The sequence below is a fragment of the Pelagibius marinus genome, assembly GCF_014925385.1.
In the GTDB taxonomy this organism is placed as follows: Bacteria; Pseudomonadota; Alphaproteobacteria; order Kiloniellales; family Kiloniellaceae; genus Pelagibius; species Pelagibius marinus.
In genome coordinates this window covers 799,184-817,194 of sequence record NZ_JACSDK010000001.1, presented here as the reverse complement: position 1 = coordinate 817,194, position 18,011 = coordinate 799,184, and the positions used below count along the sequence as shown (strand labels likewise).

General features: G+C 69.9%; 17 protein-coding genes. 12 read left to right on the top strand and 5 right to left on the bottom strand.

Annotation, left to right across the window (positions count from 1 at the left end; all coding sequences use genetic code 11):
* The first annotated feature begins 221 nt into the window (after positions 1–221).
* From leuA to H7X47_RS04005, 8 genes are all read left to right on the top strand, one after another.
* A complete protein-coding gene (leuA, locus tag H7X47_RS04040) occupies positions 222–1,937 on the top strand; it encodes a 2-isopropylmalate synthase (RefSeq protein WP_193367297.1) in 1,716 nt (571 codons plus the stop codon).
* 181 nt (positions 1,938–2,118) lie between these two features.
* Positions 2,119–2,628: a GNAT family N-acetyltransferase gene (locus tag H7X47_RS04035; RefSeq protein ID WP_193367296.1), complete on the top strand. Its 510-nt coding sequence runs from the start codon at positions 2,119–2,121 to the stop codon at positions 2,626–2,628.
* 100 nt (positions 2,629–2,728) lie between these two features.
* The gene (locus tag H7X47_RS04030; RefSeq protein ID WP_193367295.1) at positions 2,729–4,072 is read left to right on the top strand and encodes a TldD/PmbA family protein; all 1,344 of its coding nucleotides are present in this window, start codon (positions 2,729–2,731) and stop codon (positions 4,070–4,072) included.
* Positions 4,073–4,158: 86 nt separating this feature from the next.
* The gene (locus H7X47_RS04025; protein WP_193367294.1) at positions 4,159–4,764 is read left to right on the top strand and encodes a DUF2239 family protein; all 606 of its coding nucleotides are present in this window, start codon (positions 4,159–4,161) and stop codon (positions 4,762–4,764) included.
* The gene (locus H7X47_RS04020) at positions 4,761–5,192 is read left to right on the top strand and encodes a GFA family protein (protein ID WP_193367293.1); all 432 of its coding nucleotides are present in this window, start codon (positions 4,761–4,763) and stop codon (positions 5,190–5,192) included. Before H7X47_RS04025 ends, H7X47_RS04020 begins: the two co-directional genes overlap by 4 nt.
* 135 nt (positions 5,193–5,327) lie before the next feature.
* A complete protein-coding gene (locus H7X47_RS04015; protein ID WP_193367292.1) occupies positions 5,328–5,825 on the top strand; it encodes a GNAT family N-acetyltransferase in 498 nt (165 codons plus the stop codon).
* Positions 5,826–5,852: 27 nt separating this feature from the next.
* Complete coding sequence (locus H7X47_RS04010; RefSeq protein WP_193367291.1) at positions 5,853–7,316, top strand: RimK family ATP-grasp domain-containing protein; 1,464 nt, start codon at positions 5,853–5,855, stop codon at positions 7,314–7,316.
* Between the two features lie 179 nt (positions 7,317–7,495).
* Complete coding sequence (locus H7X47_RS04005; RefSeq protein ID WP_193367290.1) at positions 7,496–8,011, top strand: PAS domain-containing protein; 516 nt, start codon at positions 7,496–7,498, stop codon at positions 8,009–8,011.
* Positions 8,012–8,037: 26 nt separating this feature from the next.
* Here the strand turns inward: H7X47_RS04005 and H7X47_RS04000 are convergent, their stop codons facing one another.
* The 3 genes from H7X47_RS04000 to H7X47_RS03990 form a co-directional block, all read right to left on the bottom strand.
* Entirely contained in the window at positions 8,038–8,847 is an 810-nt protein-coding gene (locus H7X47_RS04000; RefSeq protein WP_193367289.1) for an N-acyl homoserine lactonase family protein, read from the bottom strand.
* A complete protein-coding gene (locus H7X47_RS03995) occupies positions 8,844–9,773 on the bottom strand; it encodes an NAD(P)-dependent oxidoreductase (protein ID WP_319633522.1) in 930 nt (309 codons plus the stop codon). The genes H7X47_RS04000 and H7X47_RS03995 overlap by 4 nt, the downstream gene beginning before the upstream one ends.
* Positions 9,774–9,880: 107 nt before the next feature.
* A complete protein-coding gene (locus tag H7X47_RS03990) occupies positions 9,881–10,840 on the bottom strand; it encodes a diacylglycerol/lipid kinase family protein (protein ID WP_193367288.1) in 960 nt (319 codons plus the stop codon).
* A 183-nt stretch (positions 10,841–11,023) separates the two neighbouring features.
* Here H7X47_RS03990 and H7X47_RS03985 point away from each other — a divergent pair, with 183 nt between their 5' ends.
* From H7X47_RS03985 to H7X47_RS03970, 4 genes are read left to right on the top strand one after another with little or no spacing between them, the layout of a single operon-like run.
* Entirely contained in the window at positions 11,024–12,835 is a 1,812-nt protein-coding gene (locus tag H7X47_RS03985) for an ABC transporter ATP-binding protein (protein WP_319633521.1), read from the top strand.
* Between the two features lie 13 nt (positions 12,836–12,848).
* Positions 12,849–13,592 (top strand): lysophospholipid acyltransferase family protein, encoded by a 744-nt coding sequence (locus H7X47_RS03980; protein ID WP_193367287.1) that lies wholly within the window; start codon positions 12,849–12,851, stop codon positions 13,590–13,592.
* Complete coding sequence (gene lpxK / locus H7X47_RS03975) at positions 13,579–14,580, top strand: tetraacyldisaccharide 4'-kinase (RefSeq protein WP_193367286.1); 1,002 nt, start codon at positions 13,579–13,581, stop codon at positions 14,578–14,580. Before H7X47_RS03980 ends, lpxK begins: the two co-directional genes overlap by 14 nt.
* Positions 14,577–15,497, top strand: coding sequence for an LpxL/LpxP family acyltransferase (locus H7X47_RS03970; RefSeq protein WP_193367285.1), 921 nt, complete (start codon positions 14,577–14,579; stop codon positions 15,495–15,497). The genes lpxK and H7X47_RS03970 overlap by 4 nt, the downstream gene beginning before the upstream one ends.
* Before the next feature lie 157 nt (positions 15,498–15,654).
* Here H7X47_RS03970 and H7X47_RS03965 read toward each other — a convergent pair whose 3' ends face one another.
* A complete protein-coding gene (locus H7X47_RS03965) occupies positions 15,655–16,476 on the bottom strand; it encodes a M23 family metallopeptidase (RefSeq protein WP_227010140.1) in 822 nt (273 codons plus the stop codon).
* Positions 16,477–16,499: 23 nt separating this feature from the next.
* On the bottom strand, positions 16,500–17,993 hold the full coding sequence (gene xseA / locus H7X47_RS03960) for an exodeoxyribonuclease VII large subunit (protein WP_193367283.1): 1,494 nt from the start codon (positions 17,991–17,993) through the stop codon (positions 16,500–16,502).
* Positions 17,994–18,011: the final 18 nt, after the last annotated feature.

The window sequence follows — 18,011 nt, the reverse complement described above, 5'->3', positions numbered from 1 at the left end:
GCGCTTTCCGCCATTCTCGGCCGTTTCACGCTTGCCTGAACCGTGCCCTCGCGCCGGGCCGTCCCGGCCTGCGACTTAGGGGCGGCCGCTGCGCCCGGCTGGCGCCGCAGCGGCTGTAGCCTGGCCACGCAAAACCCGACATTCGTGAAACAAGAGCCCGGCGGCGGGCAGAGCCCTCGAAGAGAGGCGCCGCCCCGCCCGGCACCCAAGGAACCGAGACCATGAGCAGCAAACCCCGCGTCAACCCGGCCGAGAAGTACACCGCCTTCAAGCCCATCGATCTGCCCGACCGCCAGTGGCCGGGCCGGGTCATCACCGAGCCGCCGATCTGGTGCTCCGTCGACCTGCGCGACGGCAACCAGGCCCTGATCGAGCCCATGGACAGCGCGCGCAAGCGGCGCATGTTCAAGCTGCTGGTCGAAATGGGCTTCAAGGAGATCGAGGTCGGCTTCCCGGCGGCTTCGCAGACCGACTTCGACTTCGTGCGCGAGCTCATCGAAGAGGACATGATCCCCGAGGACGTCACCATCCAGGTGCTGACCCAGTCGCGCGACCACCTGATCGACCGCACCTTCGAGGCGATCCAGGGCGCCCGCCGGGCCATCGTTCACCTCTACAATTCCACCTCCACCCTGCAGCGCCGGGTGGTCTTCGGCCTGGACGAGGCCGGCATCGTCGACATCGCGGTCAAGGGCGCCGAGCGCATCCGCGACCTGGCCGCCGACTTCGAGGGCGGCGAGATCGTCCACCAGTACTCGCCGGAGAGCTTCACCGGCACCGAGATGGACTTCGCCAAGCAGATCTGCGAGGCGGTGATGGACGTCTGGCAGCCGACGCCGGAGAAGAAGACCATCCTCAACCTGCCGGCCACGGTGGAGATGTCGACGCCGAACATCTACGCCGACCAGATCGAGTGGTTCCACCGCAACATCAAGAACCGCGACAGCATCGTGCTGTCGCTGCACCCCCACAACGACCGCGGCACCGGCGTTGCGGCGGCGGAGCTGGGCGTCATGGCCGGCGCCGACCGCATCGAGGGCACGCTGTTCGGCAACGGCGAGCGTACCGGCAACGTCGACGTGGTCACCCTGGGCCTGAACCTCTTCACCCAGGGCATCGATCCGGGCATCGACTTCTCCGACATCGACAAGGTCCGCGAGACCGCCGAGTACTGCAACCAGCTGCCGGTGCCCGAGCGCCACCCCTACGCCGGCGACCTGGTCTTCACCGCCTTCTCCGGCTCCCACCAGGACGCCATCAAGAAGGGCATGGCGGCCATGAAGCTGAGCAACTCCGGCCTCTGGGAAGTACCCTACCTGCCCATCGATCCGCAGGACGTGGGCCGCTCCTACGAAGCCGTGGTGCGCATCAACAGCCAGTCGGGCAAGGGCGGCATCGCCTACATCCTGCACACGGAGTACGGCCTGGAGCTGCCGCGCAAGCTGCAGATCGCCTTTACCCAGAAGGTGCAGGAGCAGGCCGACACTTCCGGCAAGGAGATCACGCCGAAGCAGATCTGGGATCTCTTCGAGCAGACCTACCTGGCCCCGCGCCTGCCCTACGCCTTCGTCGAGCACCGCTCGGTGCCCGACACCCACGCCTCGGAGCTGCGCCAGCTCACCGCGGTGATCGAGGAGAACGGCGTGCGCCGCGAGATCCAGGGCAGCGGCAACGGCCCCATCGCCGCCTTCGTCGACGCCCTGCGCAAGGACTGCGGCGTCGACATCAAGGTGCACGACTACCACGAGCACGCCGTGGGCGCCGGCGCCGACGCCAAGGCCGTGGCCTATGTCGAGGCGGAAGCCGCCGACGGCACGGTCTTCTGGGGCGTCGGCCAGCACCCCAACATCGTGGTGGCCTGCCTGCAGGCCGTGGTCAGCGCCGCCAACCAGATGGCCGCGGCGGCGGAACCGGACAGCGCCGGCCAGGCCGCCTAACCCCATTTTGTTCGACACCATCGCAGGGCCGGGAAGGAAACTTCCCGGCCCTTTCTCTTGCGTTCAGCCTCCGCTTCGACCGGTGGCTGAAACAATCGGCAGCATTTTGTTACTTCGCTCGCCTGGTGTGGGGGGCTACACCTGCAGTCGGGGATGGAGCCACTATCGCGAGGCGCGCGCCATGAACATCGGCGCCCGATTATCCGAGCAAGAAAGCGGCGGCTGGCTGCTGCGCCGGGCACGGCCCGAGGAATGCGGCACCCTCTCCGCCCTGGCCCTGCGCTCCAAGGCCTACTGGGGCTACGACCCGCGCTTCATCCAGGCCTGCCGCGACGAACTGGCGGTCTCCCCGGCGAACATCGCTGCCGGGCGCGTGATCGTGCTGGTCGAGGAGAACACCCCGCTGGGCTTCTATGCCCTGGACCGGGGCGAGCGCCACGACGAGGCGGAGGTCAGCCTGCTCTTCGTCGAGCCCGCCGCCATCGGCCGCGGCCTCGGCCGGGCGCTGTGGGACCACGCCGTGGCCACGGCCCGCGCCCAGGGCCTGAAGCGCCTGAAGGTGCTGAGCGATCCCTTTGCACTGGGCTTCTACCGCGCCGTCGGGGCGACGCTCTCCGGCAAGATCCGCTCCTCCGTGCGCGCGCCCGACGGCAGCGAGCGCTGCCTGCCCGTGCTGCACTACGAGCTCTAGGCCCGGATCGGCCCTCAGCGGGTGCAAGGCGGGCCCGCAGCCCCTATATTCCTCCCCAAGAACAAGACCGACGCTCCTTCGTCCCCCCAAGCGAGGCCCGATGACCGCCACCGACGACTCCCTCTCCCTGCTCTCCGACCTGGTCGCCAAGGCCAAGAAGGCCGGCGCCGACGCCGCCGACGCCGTGCATTTCTGCTCCACCGGCCTGTCCCACGCCCAGCGCCTGGGCGCGCCGGAACGCCTGGAGCGCGAGGAGAGCCAGGACGTCGGCCTGCGGGTGATGCTGGGCAAGCGCCAGGCCATCGTCTCCTCCACCGACACGGCCCCGGACAGCCTGGACGAGCTGGTCGAGCGGGCGCTGGCCATGGCAAAGGTGGTGCCGGAGGACCCCTACTGCGGCCTCGCCGAGGCCGGCGAGCTGGCCACAACGGTGCCCGACCTGGACATCCTGGACGCCGAGGAGCCGGCGCCGGAAGTGCTGATCGAGCGCGCCCGCGCCTGCGAGGAGGCCGCCCGCGCCGTCACCGGCATCACCAACTCCGAGGGCGCCGAGGCGAGCTGGAGCCGCATCGACATCGCGCTGGTCACCTCCAACGGCTTCGCCCGCGGCTATGCCCGCTCCGGCCATTCGGTCGGCGTCTCGGTGATCGCCGGCGAGGGCCTGGGCATGGAGAGCGACTACGACTTCGCCTCCGCGGTCTACGGCGGCGAACTGGACGACCCGGCCGCCGTCGGCCGGCGCGCCGGCGAGCGCGCGGTCAAGCGCCTGAACGCCAAGAAGCCGCCGACCCGGCGCCTGCCCATCATCTACGACCCGCGGGTCTCCAACTCCATGCTGCGACACCTGGCCGGCGCCGTCTCCGGCCCCGCCATCGCGCGCGGCACCTCCTTCCTGAAGGACAGGCTGGACAGCCAGGTCTTCGCCGAGGGCATCACCATCGTCGACGACCCGCACCGCCCGCACGGCCTGGCGTCCAAACCCTTCGACGGCGAGGGCCTGGCCAACCGGCGCCTCAACCTCATCGACGGCGGCCGCCTGACCACCTGGATCATGGACCTGAGCTCGGCCCGGCAGCTGGGCCTGAAGTCGACCGGCCACGCGGCGCGCGGCGCCTCCAGCCCGCCCTCGCCCAGCACCTCCAACCTCTACATGGAGCCGGGCAGCCTCTCGCCCGCCGAGCTGATGGCCGACATCGAGGACGGCTTCTACGTCACCGGCCTGATGGGCATGGGCATCAACGGCGTGACCGGCGACTACTCGCGCGGCGCCTCGGGCTTCCGCATCGAAAAGGGCGAGCTGACCACGCCGATCAGCGAGGCCACGGTGGCCGGCAACCTGAAGGACATGTTCCTGAACATCACCCCCGCCGACGACCTGGTCTTCAAGTATTCCGCCAACGCCCCGACCCTGCGCATCGACGGCATGATGCTGGCGGGGAACTGAGGGCCGAATTTTTACCCGGATATAATTGACTCCATCTTTTTACCCGGATAAAATCCCGGAAGCATGAATTTCCGGGGAGTTCCGCCATGTCTGGCGATAGCAGTTTCACGGCTTTCGAGGGCCACAAACGCCTGGCCCAGGGCGACCTCGCCGAGGTGACCCTGGCGGTCAAGGCGGCCGAGGAGCATGGCTGCGACGCGCCTCTGCTGGTCTTCGAGGACTCCAGCGGACGGGTGGTCGACGTGGACACCCGCGGCGAGGCCGCCGACATCCTCGCCCGCCGGCCGGCCTCTCAGGCCGAAGAAGCCGCCGCCCCGCGCCGCCGCGGCCGGCCCAAGCTGGGCGTGGTGCCCCGCGAGGTCACCTTGCTGCCGCGTCACTGGGACTGGCTCGCGCGCCAGCCGGGCGGCGCCTCGGCGGCCTTGCGCAGACTGGTCGAGGCCGCCCGGCGCAACGACAGGAACGGCCATGTTGCGGCACGCGACGCGGCCTACCGCTTCATGTCGGCCCTGGCCGGCGACCTGCCGGGCTTCGAGGAAGCGACGCGGGCACTCTTCGCCGGCCGGCGGGACGACTTCAACAGGCTGATCGCCTCCTGGCCCGCCGACCTGAGCGATCACTGCCGCAAGATGACCGCCCGCGCATTTCCCGAGTCAGTATCCCAACTCGAAAACGAACGGGCCCCGGCATGACGGCGATTACCGGCGAGTGCTTCTGCGGCGGCATCGGTTACGAAATCAAGGGATCGCTGGCCCCGGCGCGCAGCTGCCACTGCTCGCGGTGCCGCAAGGCCTTCAGCGGCGCCGGCTCGGCCATGTCCCGCGTCGACCCGGCGACCTTCACCTGGACCCGCGGCGAAGAACTGCTGCAGACCTACGTCAACCGCGAGGGTGCCGGTCTCGGCTTCTGCCGCCGCTGCGGCACGACTCTTTGCGGCCTCTTCGACGGCGAGGTGACGGGCATCACCCTCGGCAGCCTGAACGGCGATCCGGCGGTGATCATCGGCGAGCACATCTTCGTCGCCTCCAAGGCTGGCTGGGACGAGATCGGCGGCAAGGCGCCGCAATTCGACGCCTGGCCGGCTTCCGACGGAAAGCCGCTCGGCGGAAGCAAAGCTTGAACTGAGGCGCGGCGACTTCCCCCTGCGCCGCAGCGCCCTCCTTGGGCGCGCGGCCCCCGCCGCGCTATTCGCGTTGTCGCCGGAGCGGATCGTGGCTATATCTTCGGCCTCGATTATCGGCCTGAGTGACCGGCCGTGCCCTGGCCCGTGAACATGATCCGTCCCGCGACGCCTGAAGACCTCTCCGCGCTCTTCGAACTCGAAGAGACGTCGTTTTCTCATGACCGGATCTCGCGCCGGAACTTCCGCCATATCCTGAACGGCGCCAATGCCACCACCTTTGTCGCGTCAGACCGCCAGGGCCTTTGCGGCTACGTGACCGTGCTGTTCCGGCGCGGCACCGGGCTGGGGCGGATCTACTCCCTGGCGGTGGCGCGGCGCTGCCGCGGCCGCGGCCTGGGCCGCAAGCTGCTGGCGGCCGCCGAGGCGGCCTGCCGGGAACGCGACTGCCGCGCCCTGCGCCTGGAGGTGCACCCCCGCAACGCCAGGGCCCGCCGGCTCTACAGGCAGGCCGGCTACGGCGTGTTCGGCCGCTACGAGAAGTACTACGAGAACGGCGCCGATGCCGTCCGCATGGAGAAACCGCTGCCGCCGCGCCGGCCACCCCGCCGGGCGTCCCGGCGCAGGTCCTGAGCCCTCAGGCAGACTTTACGAGCCCCCATGGCCAAGCACATCGTCGTCATCGACCAGCCCAAGGACTTCAAGTGGCCCGACCCGGCCATCGAGGTGATGACGCCGCGCGACTACATCACCCGCCTCCAGGCGCCGGGTGAGCGCGCGCGGGTCATCAACCTCTGCCGCGACACCAGCTATCTCAGCCTCGGGTACTACTGCTCGCTGCTGGCCGAAGCGCGCCGCCAGAAGGTGATTCCCGCCGTCGAGGTGTTGCTGGAGCTGAACTGGAAGCGGCTGTACCGCACCTACCTGCCCGAACTGGAGGCGGAGTTCGCCAAAGCCCTGCAGGGCGAAACCGACCTGGACGACCGCACGATCCACTTCTTCTTCGGGCGCAATCCCGACGAACGGCTGACGGAGATCGGCCGGCGGCTGTTCGACCTCTTCCGCTCGCCGATCCTGGCGGTGGAGCTGCGCTACAAGCGCGACTGGCGGATCCGCTCGCTGGGCACCACGTCGCTGCGCGAGGCCCCGGCGGACCTGGGTGACGCCTTCGCCGACGCCCTGATCCGCTACACCAAGACGGCCTGGCGCTCGCCGCGCCAGAAGGCCCCAAGCAAGTACGACCTGGCGGTGCTCTACGACCCGGAGGAGGCCCTGCCGCCCTCCGACCCCAAGGCCCTGGAGAAATTCGCCGAGGCCGGGCGGGCGCTGGGCATCGCCGTCACCCTGGTGACCCGCCGGGACCTGGGCAAGCTGGCGGAGTTCGACGCCCTCTTCATCCGCGAGACGACGCGGATCGACAACCACACCTACCGCTTCGCCAAGAAGGCCGCGGCCGAGGGCATGCCGGTGATCGACGACCCCGGCTCCATCCTGCGCTGCACCAACAAGGTCTATCTGGCCGAGCTGCTGCAGGCCCACAAGATCCCGGCGCCCAAGACCATGCTGGTCGACAGCAACACCCTGGGCCAGCTGGACCAGGCCATGCCCTATCCCATCGTGCTGAAGATCCCCGACGGCTCGTTCTCGCGCGGCGTCCACAAGGCGGAGACCCGCGACGAGCTGGAACAAATTGCCAAGGACCTGCTGAAACGCTCCGACGTGATCCTGGCCCAGGAGTTCATGTACACCAAGTACGACTGGCGCGTCGGCATCCTGAACCGGAAGCCGCTCTACGTCTCGCAGTACATGATGGCGCGCAAGCACTGGCAGATCGTGCAGCACGGCCCGGCCGGGCGGGTCGTCGAAGGCGATTCCAAGACGCTGGCGGTCGCCGACGCGCCGGCGGCGGTGGTCGAGACCGCGCTGGCCGCCGCCAATCTGATCGGCGATGGGCTTTACGGCGTCGACCTGAAGCAGAACGAACACGGCGTCTTCGTCATCGAGATCAACGACAATCCGAGCCTCGATGCCGGCATCGAGGACGCGGTGCTGAAGGACGGCCTCTACACCGCCATCATCCAGGACTTCATTCGGCGTATCGAGAGTCGCGCTAGCGGGGCCTGAGGAGGGGAGAGGCCACGACCTTCAACACGCTTGCCTGAAGTGAGCAGCGATGCCGTCGGCGCGCGGCCGCGTGTCTGCTGTCCAAGTGGCCGTTGCCCTTGTAAATTGCAGACTTGCCATTAACGTGTCCCGTCAGGTGCGGGGCCAAATCCGCCATTGCAGCAATGCGAGCGCATAGAATGAATACCGAGATACTCGCACGGGGGCTGATCCCGGGGCCGTCCGTTGATGAGATCCTGGCGGACACGGACACCTCGCACTTCCGAAGCCTGATCGACAACGACAAGGCCCTGCAGCTCTTCGAATATTGGTGCCGGCTGCTGCACTACCACGGGCTGGCGCTGAAGCCGGCCTTCGATCCTCTGGAGGTGCCGGCGCTGCTGCCCAGCATCTACATCGAGGAATGGGACCCCGAAGCCCAACAGAGCCGCATGCGCCTGATGGGCGAGGACCTGAAGGCGCGGTGGGACGAGGAAGTTATCGGGCTGCGCACCGACGACTACGTAAAGGGCGACGTCAACGCCCTGTGGAAGCGCTCCGACCAGGTGGTCTACTTCGAGAAGCGCACGGCAATCCTGGCCTACAGCATGGAATACCTGGACCGGGCGCACTGCACGCTGATCGACCTGACCCTGCCGATGAACGACGACAAGGGCAACAGGTTCGCCATCGGCTACATCTGGGAACTCGCGTAACGCCACACTGCGCCGCAAGCGGCAGGTCACGGCGCGGCGGGCGGCAGATGCAGGGCCACGGCCTCGGCGGCGACGCCCGGCACGGCGGGATAGAGGCGCATCACCTCGGGATCGTGCCCGGGCACGATGTGGTCGGGGCTGTCGGCCAGGCGCTCCAGCGTGCGGTAGCCTTCCAACATCGCGCCGACGTCCACGACAATGGGAAAGGGGTCGCGCCCGCGGATGTTGGCGTAGAAGTGCGTCGCGTCCGAGGCCAGCACCACCCAACCCCGCGCCGTGCGCACGCGCACCGCCTGCAGGCCCATGGTATGGCCGCCGATACGGTGCAGGGTGACGCCCGGCGCGACCTCCGCCTCGCCGTCGTGGAAGGCCACGCGCCCGGCGTAGACCCGGCGCACCATGGCGACCACGTCTTCCACGTCGTAGGCGTGGCGCAGCATGTCGTGGCGCATCAGCCGGCCGGTAGCGTAGGCGATCTCAGCGTCCTGCAGGTGGAAGCGCGCCCGGGGGAAGTCCTGCAGATTGCCGGCATGGTCGTAGTGCAGATGGGTGATGACCACGTCTTCCACCGCCGCGCAGTCGACTCCCAGCGCGGCGAGGGCTTCGCTGGGCGGCTGCAGCAGGCTGCGGCCGCGCTGCCGCGCCGCCTCGGCGTCGAAGCCGGTGTCCACCACGATGACCCGGCCTTCGCCGCGGATCAGCCAGACGAAGTAGTCCAGGGACAGCGGGCCCTCATGTGGATCGGGGGAGATGAAATTCTCCTGCGGCCGCCGCGCCACCGTCGCATAGCGCAGGGCGAAGACCTCATAGCAGGGCAGCGCGGTATCGGCGGTCATGACGCTTCCCCGTCGCCGCCCTGCAGCCCGGCGAGGAAGCGGTAGATCTCCGTATGGTCGGCGCCCGCGCCCAGCTTCGTGTCGGCCTCGGCCCAGAGATCCTCGCAGACCTGGGCCAGCGGCGCGGCGATCCCCGCGTCGCGGGCGATCCCGGCGGCGGTGTGCAGGTCCTTGGTCATGAGCGCCAGGGAGAAGCCCGAGGCGAAGTCGCCGGAGAGCACCTGCTGCTTCATCTTTTTCTCGGTGCTGTTGTTGCGCCCGGTGGAGGCGTTCAGCACGTCGACGATGGTCTCAGGGTCCAGGCCGAAACGGCGGCCCACGAGGATCGCCTCGGCCGCGGCGACGAGGCCCGCCGCCGAGACGTAGTTGTTGAGCGCCTTCATGGCGTGGCCGGAGCCGAGCGGGCCGGTGGCGAAGACCGCCGCGCCCATGGCCGAGAGCAGCGGGCGGACGCGCTCCACGGTGCCGGTCTCGCCGCCGGCCATGATCGCCAGGGAGCCGTCGAGGGCGCGCTTGACGCCGCCGGAGACCGGCGCGTCCACCAGGGCGAAGCCGCGCGGCTCGAGCGCCGCCGCCAGGGCGCGGGTGTCGATGGGGGAGGAAGAGCTCATGTCGATGACGATGGTGCCGGGATCGGCCGCCGCCAGGGCGCCCTCTCCCGCGCCGCAGAGCACGTCGCGGACGATCTTGCCGTCCGGCAGCATGGTGATCACCGCCGCAACGTCCCGGCAGGCCGCCGCCGCGCTCTCCACGGCGGCGGTCCCGGTCGCGGCTTGGAAGTTCGCCCGCGCCGCCTCGGCCGCGTCGAAGGCCTTTACCTCGAATCCCGCCCGCAGCAACTGCTGCGCCATGGGGATGCCCATCTGGCCCAGGCCGATGAAGCCGATGGCGGCGGGAGGCGCCACCGCGCCACCCTTGCCGGACACTTCCTCCCCTTTCCTCTCCCCCTACCCCTCGCCCCCCCCGCGCCCCCCGCCGCGCGGTCCGGCTGTGATCCTAGAGCAGATCAGGGTCGGATGGAATCGCCGGCGGCCTAGCCGGCGGTCACCATGCGCAGGGCGCGGGGCAAGGCGGCGATGCGGACCGGCAGGCGGGCGATGATGTCGCCGTCGGCCTGCAGCGGCGCGCCGGGATCGCCCTCGATGCGGATGTCCTGGCCGGTGACGATCTCGAAGCCCTGCGTGCCGAGCAGGCGGCCGCGCTGCAGCGCCATGGCGTAGCGCAGGATGCTCAGCGTATCGCCATGGCGGAACAGGCAGACGTGCAGCAGCGGGTCCTCCAGGCTGGCCTGCGGGGCCAGCAGGTAGCGCCCGCCGTAGAAGCGCGCGTTGCTGACGATGACCGAAGCCGCCTCATGGGTCTCGCCATCGACCGTGACCCGCATCAGCGGCGGCTTCTTCAGGCACATCTGGCGGAAGCCCTCCAGCACGTAGGCGCCCTTGCCGAGGAGGCGCTTCACGCGCAGGTCGATGCTGTCGACGACGCGCGCGTCGAAACCGGCCCCGGCCATGAGGGAAAAGACCCGCGCCGGCCGGCCCGGCGCGCTGGCCCGGCCGAGGGAGACTTCCCGGACCGGCCCCCGGGCGATGACCCGGGCGATATGGGCCGGCACCAGGTCGAGGCCCAATTCGGCGGCCAGCACGTTGGCCGTGCCCAGCGGCAGGACCGCGAGAGGCGGCGGCGCCGGGCCGGCGGCGACTTCGCTGCCGGCTGCGCCGACCATGCCGTTGACCACTTCGTTGATGGTGCCGTCGCCGCCGGCGGCCACCACCAGGTCGTAGGCCGCGGGATCGACCGCCCGCGCCAGGGCGGCGGCGTCGCCGGGCCCGCTCGTCGGGCGCACGTCCAGGGGACAGCCGAGGTCGGCCAGGCCGGCCAGCACGGCCTCGAAGCGCTGGCGGCGGCTGCCTCCGGCGGTGGGGTTGTAGATGACCAGCAGGCGCCGTGGGGCGCCGTCGTTTTCGGGCGAATCGACCATGAATCGGGCGATCATAGGGATTTGTCCTGCGAGATCCACGCCTAGTTCCCGCAAAAAGGCCCAGCGCCAGCGGCTTTTGGCCACGTGACGCCGCGCCCGGCGTCATGGTAAATTGCCGCCCTCATCAACCGCTGACGGAGCCTGTGGACGGCTCCCCCGGACAATTTGTCGGACAAACGTAAATCTTCCAAAAAGAAGGTGGATCTGCGCGACGAGCACACCAAGGTGCTGGTCCGCCGCCTGCTGCGCGACTACATCGCCGAACACAAGGGGCGCATCGTCCTGGCGCTGCTCGGCATGGGCATCGTCGCCGCCACCACCGCCGCCTTCACCCAGCTCATCAAGCCGGTGGTGAACGAGATCTTCATCGCCCAGCGCTCCGAGCTGCTCTACCCCATCGCCATCGCCACGGTCGCCGTCTTCACCCTGCGCGGCTTCGCCGCCTACAGCCAGGCCGTGCTGATGAGCTTTGTCGGCCACCGGGTGGTCGCGCGCATCCAACAGCAGCTCTTCGACAAGCTGATCGGCGCCGATCTGGCGTTTTTCCATCACAACTCGCCGGGCACGCTGATCTCCCACTTCATCAACGACGTGAACCTGCTGCGCAACATGGCCTCCTCGACCCTGACCGCCATCGGCAAGGACAGCCTGACGGCGATCTTCCTGGTGGGCGTCATGTTCGCAGAGGACTGGCTGCTGGCGCTGATCACCACGGTGATCCTGCCGCTGGCGATCCTGCCCTCGGTGCGCATCGGGCGGTCCATGCGCAAGGTCTCCGGCAAGAACCAGGTGGAGGTCGGGCGCCTTACCACCCTGCTGGACGAGGCCTTCCAGGGCATCCGCCACGTCAAGGCCTACGTCATGGAGCGCTATGAATCCCAGCGCGCCGACGAGACCATCGAGGAGGTCTTCCGCCTCAACCAGAAATCCGCGCGGGTCTCCAACATTATCCATCCGGTGATGGAGACGCTGGGCGGCTTCGCCATCGCCGCGGTGATCCTCTACGGCGGCAACGAGGTGATCACCGGCGAGCGCGACGCGGGCTCGCTCTTCACCTTCATCTTCGCCCTGCTGCTGGCCTACGAGCCGCTGAAGCGCCTGAGCAAGCTGAACGCCCAGCTGCAGAACGGCCTGGCCGCCGCGCAGCGCGTCTTCGCCCTGCTGGACATGCCGCCGAAGATCACCGACGCGCCCGACGCCGCGCCGCTGCAGGTCGGCCTGGGCGAGGTGCGCTTCAACGAGGTGCATTTCGCCTACGACGACGACAAGGCGGCGCTGCACGGGGTCAGCCTGGAGGCGCCGGGCGGCAAGACCGTGGCCCTGGTCGGGCCCTCGGGCGCCGGCAAGTCGACGATCCTGAACCTCATCCCGCGCTTCTACGACCCTTCGGGCGGCAGCGTCACCATCGACGGCCAGGATCTGCGCGGCGTGACCCTGGATTCCCTGCGCCACGCCATCGCCCTGGTCAGCCAGGAGATCCTGCTGTTCGACGACACGGTGCGCGCCAACATCGCCTACGGCCGCCCTGGCGCCAGCGAGGCGGAGATCGAGGAGGCCGCGCGCATGGCCGGCGCCCACGACTTCATCGTCGCCTTTCCCCAGGGCTACGACACGCCTGTCGGCCCGCGCGGCAGCAATCTCTCCGGCGGCCAGCGTCAGCGCATCGCCATCGCCCGCGCCATGCTGAAGGACGCGCCGATCTTGCTGCTGGACGAAGCCACCTCGGCCCTGGACAGCGAGTCCGAGCGCCACGTGCAGCACGCCCTGGGCCAGTTGATGAAAGGCCGCACCACCTTCGTCATCGCCCACCGCCTTTCCACGGTCGTGGACGCCGACCTGATCTACGTGATCGAGGAAGGCCGGATCATCGAGCGCGGCAGCCACGCCGAACTGCTGGCCCGCGGAGGCCACTACGCGCGGCTCTACGCCATGCAGTTCGCCGAACAGGAAGACGGCGCCCCCTCCCCGGACAAGCCCACAGACATCCAAGGGCCTGACGGCCCACGCTGAACGGGTATCCTCCGTGAGCCTTATCTCCACATGGATCAAGTCGGAACCGGCACAGCGGCTCTTCGGCTATGCGGTCGCCGGCCTCATGTGGCTGTTTCACCTGACGGTGCGCTGGGAGCGGCGCATCGATCCGGCGACCCAGGCCCTGCTCGACGCCGACAAGCCCGTCATCCTCTGCATGTGGCACGGCCGCATGTTCTTTCTCTCCGGCGGCTGGCCGAAGCCGCCCAAGCGTATGGGCGTGGTCGCCTCCGGCCACCGTGACGGGCAGCTCATCGCACGCGGCGCCCGGGCCTTCGGCTACGAGACCATCGCCGGCTCCAGCCGGCGCGGCGGCGCCACGGCCCTGCGCGGCATGAGCCGCCTGCTGGAGCGCGGCGTCACCGTCGTGATCACGCCCGACGGCCCCAAGGGCCCGCGCATGCGGTTCAAGTCGGGCGCCGTGAAGGCGGCCCAGATGACCGGCGCGCCGCTGGTCGCGCTGACCGGCAGCGCCCGGCCCCGCAAGGTCTTCGACACCTGGGACCGCTTCTGCCTGCCGCTGCCTTTCGCCCGCGCGGTGATGCATTTCGGCCCGCCGATCACGGTGCCGCGCGAGGCCGACGCCGAGACCCTGGAGCGCTGCCGCCAGGCCGCCGAGGAGAGCCTCAACAGCCTGACCAACGCGGCCGAGCGCGCCCTGGGCCAGGAGGAGATCCAGGCCGCCGCTCCGGACGAGAGCCCAGACAAGCCTGGACGGCGCCATGCAAGCGCCTGACTTCTGGCGCCATGACGGCCTGCTGGCGCGGCTGCTGAGCCCGCTGGGCGGAGCCTATCACCTGGCCGGCGTGCTGCGCCGCGGCGCCACCCGTCCCTGGCAGGCGCCGCTGCCGGTGATCTGCGTCGGCAACCTCGTGGCCGGCGGCGCCGGCAAGACGCCGGTGGCGCTCTCCCTGCTCGAGATTCTCCGCGAGCGCGGCCTGAAGCCCGCCGCGCTCACCCGCGGCTACGGCGGCGCGGCCGCGGGCCCGCTGCGCGTGGAGCCGGGCGTGCACGACGCCGCCACGGTCGGCGACGAGGCCCTGCTGCTGGCGGCCGCCGCCCCCACCTGGGTGGCGCGCGACCGGGTGGCCGGGGCCAAGGCCGCGGCAGAGGACGGCGCGCAGGTCATCGTCATGGACGACGGCTTCCAGAACCCGAGCCTGAAGAAAGACCTTTCGCTGCTGGTGATCGACGCGGGCTACGGCCTCGGCAACCAACGGGTGATGCCGGCGGGCCCGCTGCGCGAAACGGCGGCCGGCGGCTTTGCCCGCGCCGACGCCGTCGTGGTGATCGGCGCGGACCAGTACGAAGGAAGCTATATCGGTGAAACCGAGAAGAACCTGATCGGCGACCGTCCGGTCCTGCGCGCAAGGCTGCAGCCCAGCGACGATGCGCTGCGGGGCAAGCGCGTCTTCGCCTTCGCCGGCATCGGCCGCCCGGAAAAGTTCTTCGACACCCTGCGCGGCCTCGGCGCCGAGCTGGCGGGCACTGAGTCCTTCCCCGACCACCAGCCCTACACGGCGGCGACGCTGGCGCGCCTGCGCGATGCCGCCCGGACCGCCGGCGCGCAGCTCGTCACCACCGCCAAGGACGCGGCCCGCCTGGGGGCGAGCGCGCCGGACATCGCGGTGCTTGACGTCGCCCTGGCCTGGAACGACAAGGAGGCCCTGCTCCGGCTTCTGGAGCGCCTGCCCGAACTACGCGCAAGGACCTCCCCTTCATGACATCCTGGGCCCACAAGCACCGCCCCTGGGGCAAGGCCCTGCGCTCGATCCGCCATGCGGTCGAGGGGCTGCTGCAGTTCCTGCTGCTGGGCACCTTCTGGATTCTGCCGGTCGACTGGGCCCCCAACCTGGGCGGCTGGCTGACGCGGCAGATCGGCAGCCGCCTGCCGGTCAGCCGCCGCGCCATGGACCACCTCGCCATCGCCTTTCCGGAGATGCCGCAGGACGAGCGCCGCCGCATCGTCGCCGGCATGTGGGAAAACCTGGGGCGCATGGTGGCCGAGTATCCGCACCTGGGCGCCATCGCCGATCCCGCCTCGGGGCGCATGGAGGTGATCGGCGCCAAGCGCCTGGACGCGCTGCGCGACCAGGGCAGGCCCTTCATCATCATCTCCGCCCATATGGCCAACTTCGAGCTGATGCCGATCTCGGCCTACAAGCACGGGCACAACCTGACGGTGGTGTCGCGCCCGGTGAACAACCCCATCATCCAGCGCATCCTGCTGTTCTTCCGCCAGCGCCCGACCGGCGACTGGGGCAAGATCCCCAAGGGCGTCAGCGGCGCCCGCCAGGCAGTGAACCTGCTGCGGCAGGGCCAAAACCTGGGGGTGCTGGTCGACCAGCGGGTCAGCCAGGGCGTGCCCTTGCCGCTGTTCGGGCGCCCGGCGCGCACCAACCTGGGTATCGCCCGCCTGGCCCTGGAGCACGGCGTGGATATCTTTCCGGCGCACCTGGAGCGCCTGGGCGGCGCCCGCTTCCGACTGACGGTAGAAGACCCGGTGGAGCGCCCCTCGCTCGGGGACAGTCAGGCCGAGGCCAAGGCCATGATGATCCAGGTGAACAAAGTCCTGGAACGCTGGATCCGCCACCGCCCCGAGGACTGGCTGTGGCTGCACAGACGCTGGGACCGGCCTTAGGGGCAACAAGCCCCCTCACCCTCCCGCTTCGCGGGCCCCTCCCTCTCCCACGAAGGGGAGAGGGAACTAAAACAATCCCTCTCCCCTGGTGGGAGAGGGTTGCGCAGCCTTAGCGAACGTCAGTGAGCTTAGGCGGAGCTGGGTGAGGGGGAATCGCCTACTCGCTCTTCGGCATCGGGGGGACCAGCAGGGCCGGGTCGATGCGTTCGCCGCGCCAGTTCATGCGCCAGTCCAGGTGCGGGCCGGTGACGCGGCCCGACTTGCCCATCAGGGCCACCACCTCGCCCTGCTTCACCCGCTGGCCTTCCTTTACCAGGATCTGCTCCAGGTGCAGGAAGGAGGAGCTGAGTCTGTGGCCGTGGTCGATGATCAGCGTCGCGCCGGAGAAGTACATGTCGGGATGGGCCAGCGTCACCACGCCGTCGGCCGGGGCCATGACCGGCGTGCCCACCGGCCCGGCCACGTCGACGCCGAAATGGGGCTGGCGCGGCTCGCCGTTCAGGATGCGCTGCGAGCCGTAGACGCCGGAGATCGGCCCGGTGGCCGGCCAGATAAAGCCCGAGTCGAAGTCGCTCTCCGCGCGGTCGGCGGCGCGCGCCTCGGCCGCCGCCGCCGCATCGGCGCGGATGCGGGCCAGCACCTCCTCGGGCGGGCTCACGTAGTCCTTCTTGATGCCGTCGATGCGCTGGATGTTGTACTCGCGCTGCGCCACCTGCAGCTCGCGGGTGATCACGGTGCCGCCGGGCTCGGTCACCGTCAGCGTCGCCCTGGGCGCGTGGTCGCGCCCGAAGCCGAAGATGAAGCGCCCGTCCGGGGTCAGGCGCAGCACCTCGCCGTCCAGACTGGCCGTGGCGCCGGGAACCGTCTTGCCGAAGACCAGGCCGCCCTGGGTGAACTGGCCCTCCAGCGTCAGCTCCGCCGCCTGGGCGGCCGTCGCCGCCAGCAGCAGGGACCCCAGCAGCAGGGACAGGGCGCTCAACAAAGCTCTCATCACAACGCGGCTCACAACAGGGACCCCTGGGGATCGTCGGAGGAGGACTTCTTCTTGCCTTTGCGGACCGCCGGCTTCTTGGCGGATGTCGGGTCCGCCGCCGAAGCGGAAGCCGGCTGACCGCTGCCGCCCGTGGCCGCCGCGCGGCCGCTGGCGAACTCCAGTTCCAGCGCCAGGCCCGGCGTCACCGCCTCCGGCCTGGTGATGGCCCCTTCCGGCCCGCGCACCACGGCATAGCCGCGCTGCAGCACCTTCTTGTAGGAGACGCTCTCTAACACCCGGTTAAGGCCGTCGATTTCCTGGCGCCGCTCGGCCAGCAGGCGCGGGCGGAGATAGTCGAGGCGCGCCGCCGGACCGGCGAGCTGTTCGGCCCTCACCGCCAAGAACTGGCGCGGATGCGGCAGGCTGGCCTGCAGGCGGTCGAGGCGCGCCTGCCAGTCGCGGAGCAGCGTGGTCCAGGCGCCCTTCAGGCGCTCGGCGCGCTCGTCCAGACGCTGGTTCATCTCCTCCACCAGGCGCTTGGGATCGACCAGGCCGCGGCCCAGGCCCTCGACCCGCTCCTGCCGCTCGGCCACCAGCCGCGAGGCGGCGGCCAGCAGGCGGCGCTCCAGCTCGCCGGTCTGGATCAGCAGCTCGCGGCGCACCGGCACCGCGATCTCGGCGGCGGCGGTGGGCGTCGGCGCGCGGCGGTCGGCGGCGAAGTCGATGAGGGTGGTGTCGGTCTCGTGGCCGACGGCGGAGATCAGCGGGATCCGCGACTCCGCGGCGGCGCGCACCACGACCTCCTCGTTGAAGGCCCAGAGGTCCTCCAGCGAGCCGCCGCCGCGCGCCACGATCAGCAGGTCCGGTCGCGGCAGGGGGCCGCCGTCCGCCGGAAAGGCGTTGAAGCCGCGGATCGCCGCGGCCACCTGCTCGGCCGCGCCCTCGCCTTGCACCAGCACCGGCCAGACCAGCACCCGGCGCGGGAAGCGGTCGGCCAGGCGGTGCAGGATGTCGCGGATGACCGCGCCGGTCGGCGAGGTGACCACGCCGATGACCTGCGGCAGGAAGGGCAGCGCCTGCTTGCGCTCCTCGGCGAAGAGGCCCTCTTCCGCCAGCTTGCGGCGGCGCTCCTCCAGCAGCTTCAACAGCGCGCCTTCGCCGGCCAACTCCAGCGAATCGATGACGATCTGGTATTTCGAGCGGCCCGGATAGCTGGTGATGCGCCCGCTGGCGATGACTTCCATGCCGTCTTCCGGCTTGATCGACAGCCTGCCGGCGGTGCCGCGCCAGCACACCGCGTCCAGCACCGCGCTCTCGTCCTTCAGCGCCATGTAGAGGTGGCCCGAGGCGGCGCGCTTGAAGCCGGAAATCTCGCCGCGCACGCGCACCCGCTCGAAGGTGCCTTCGAGGGTGCGTTTCACCGCCTGGGAAATCTCCGAAACCGAGAATTCCGGGACGTTCCCTGGTGCGTTCCCCGCGAAGCCGCCGCCTGCGGGGCCTGATTCTGGATAAAAATCGCTCATGGTCCCTGCCCGCTATGC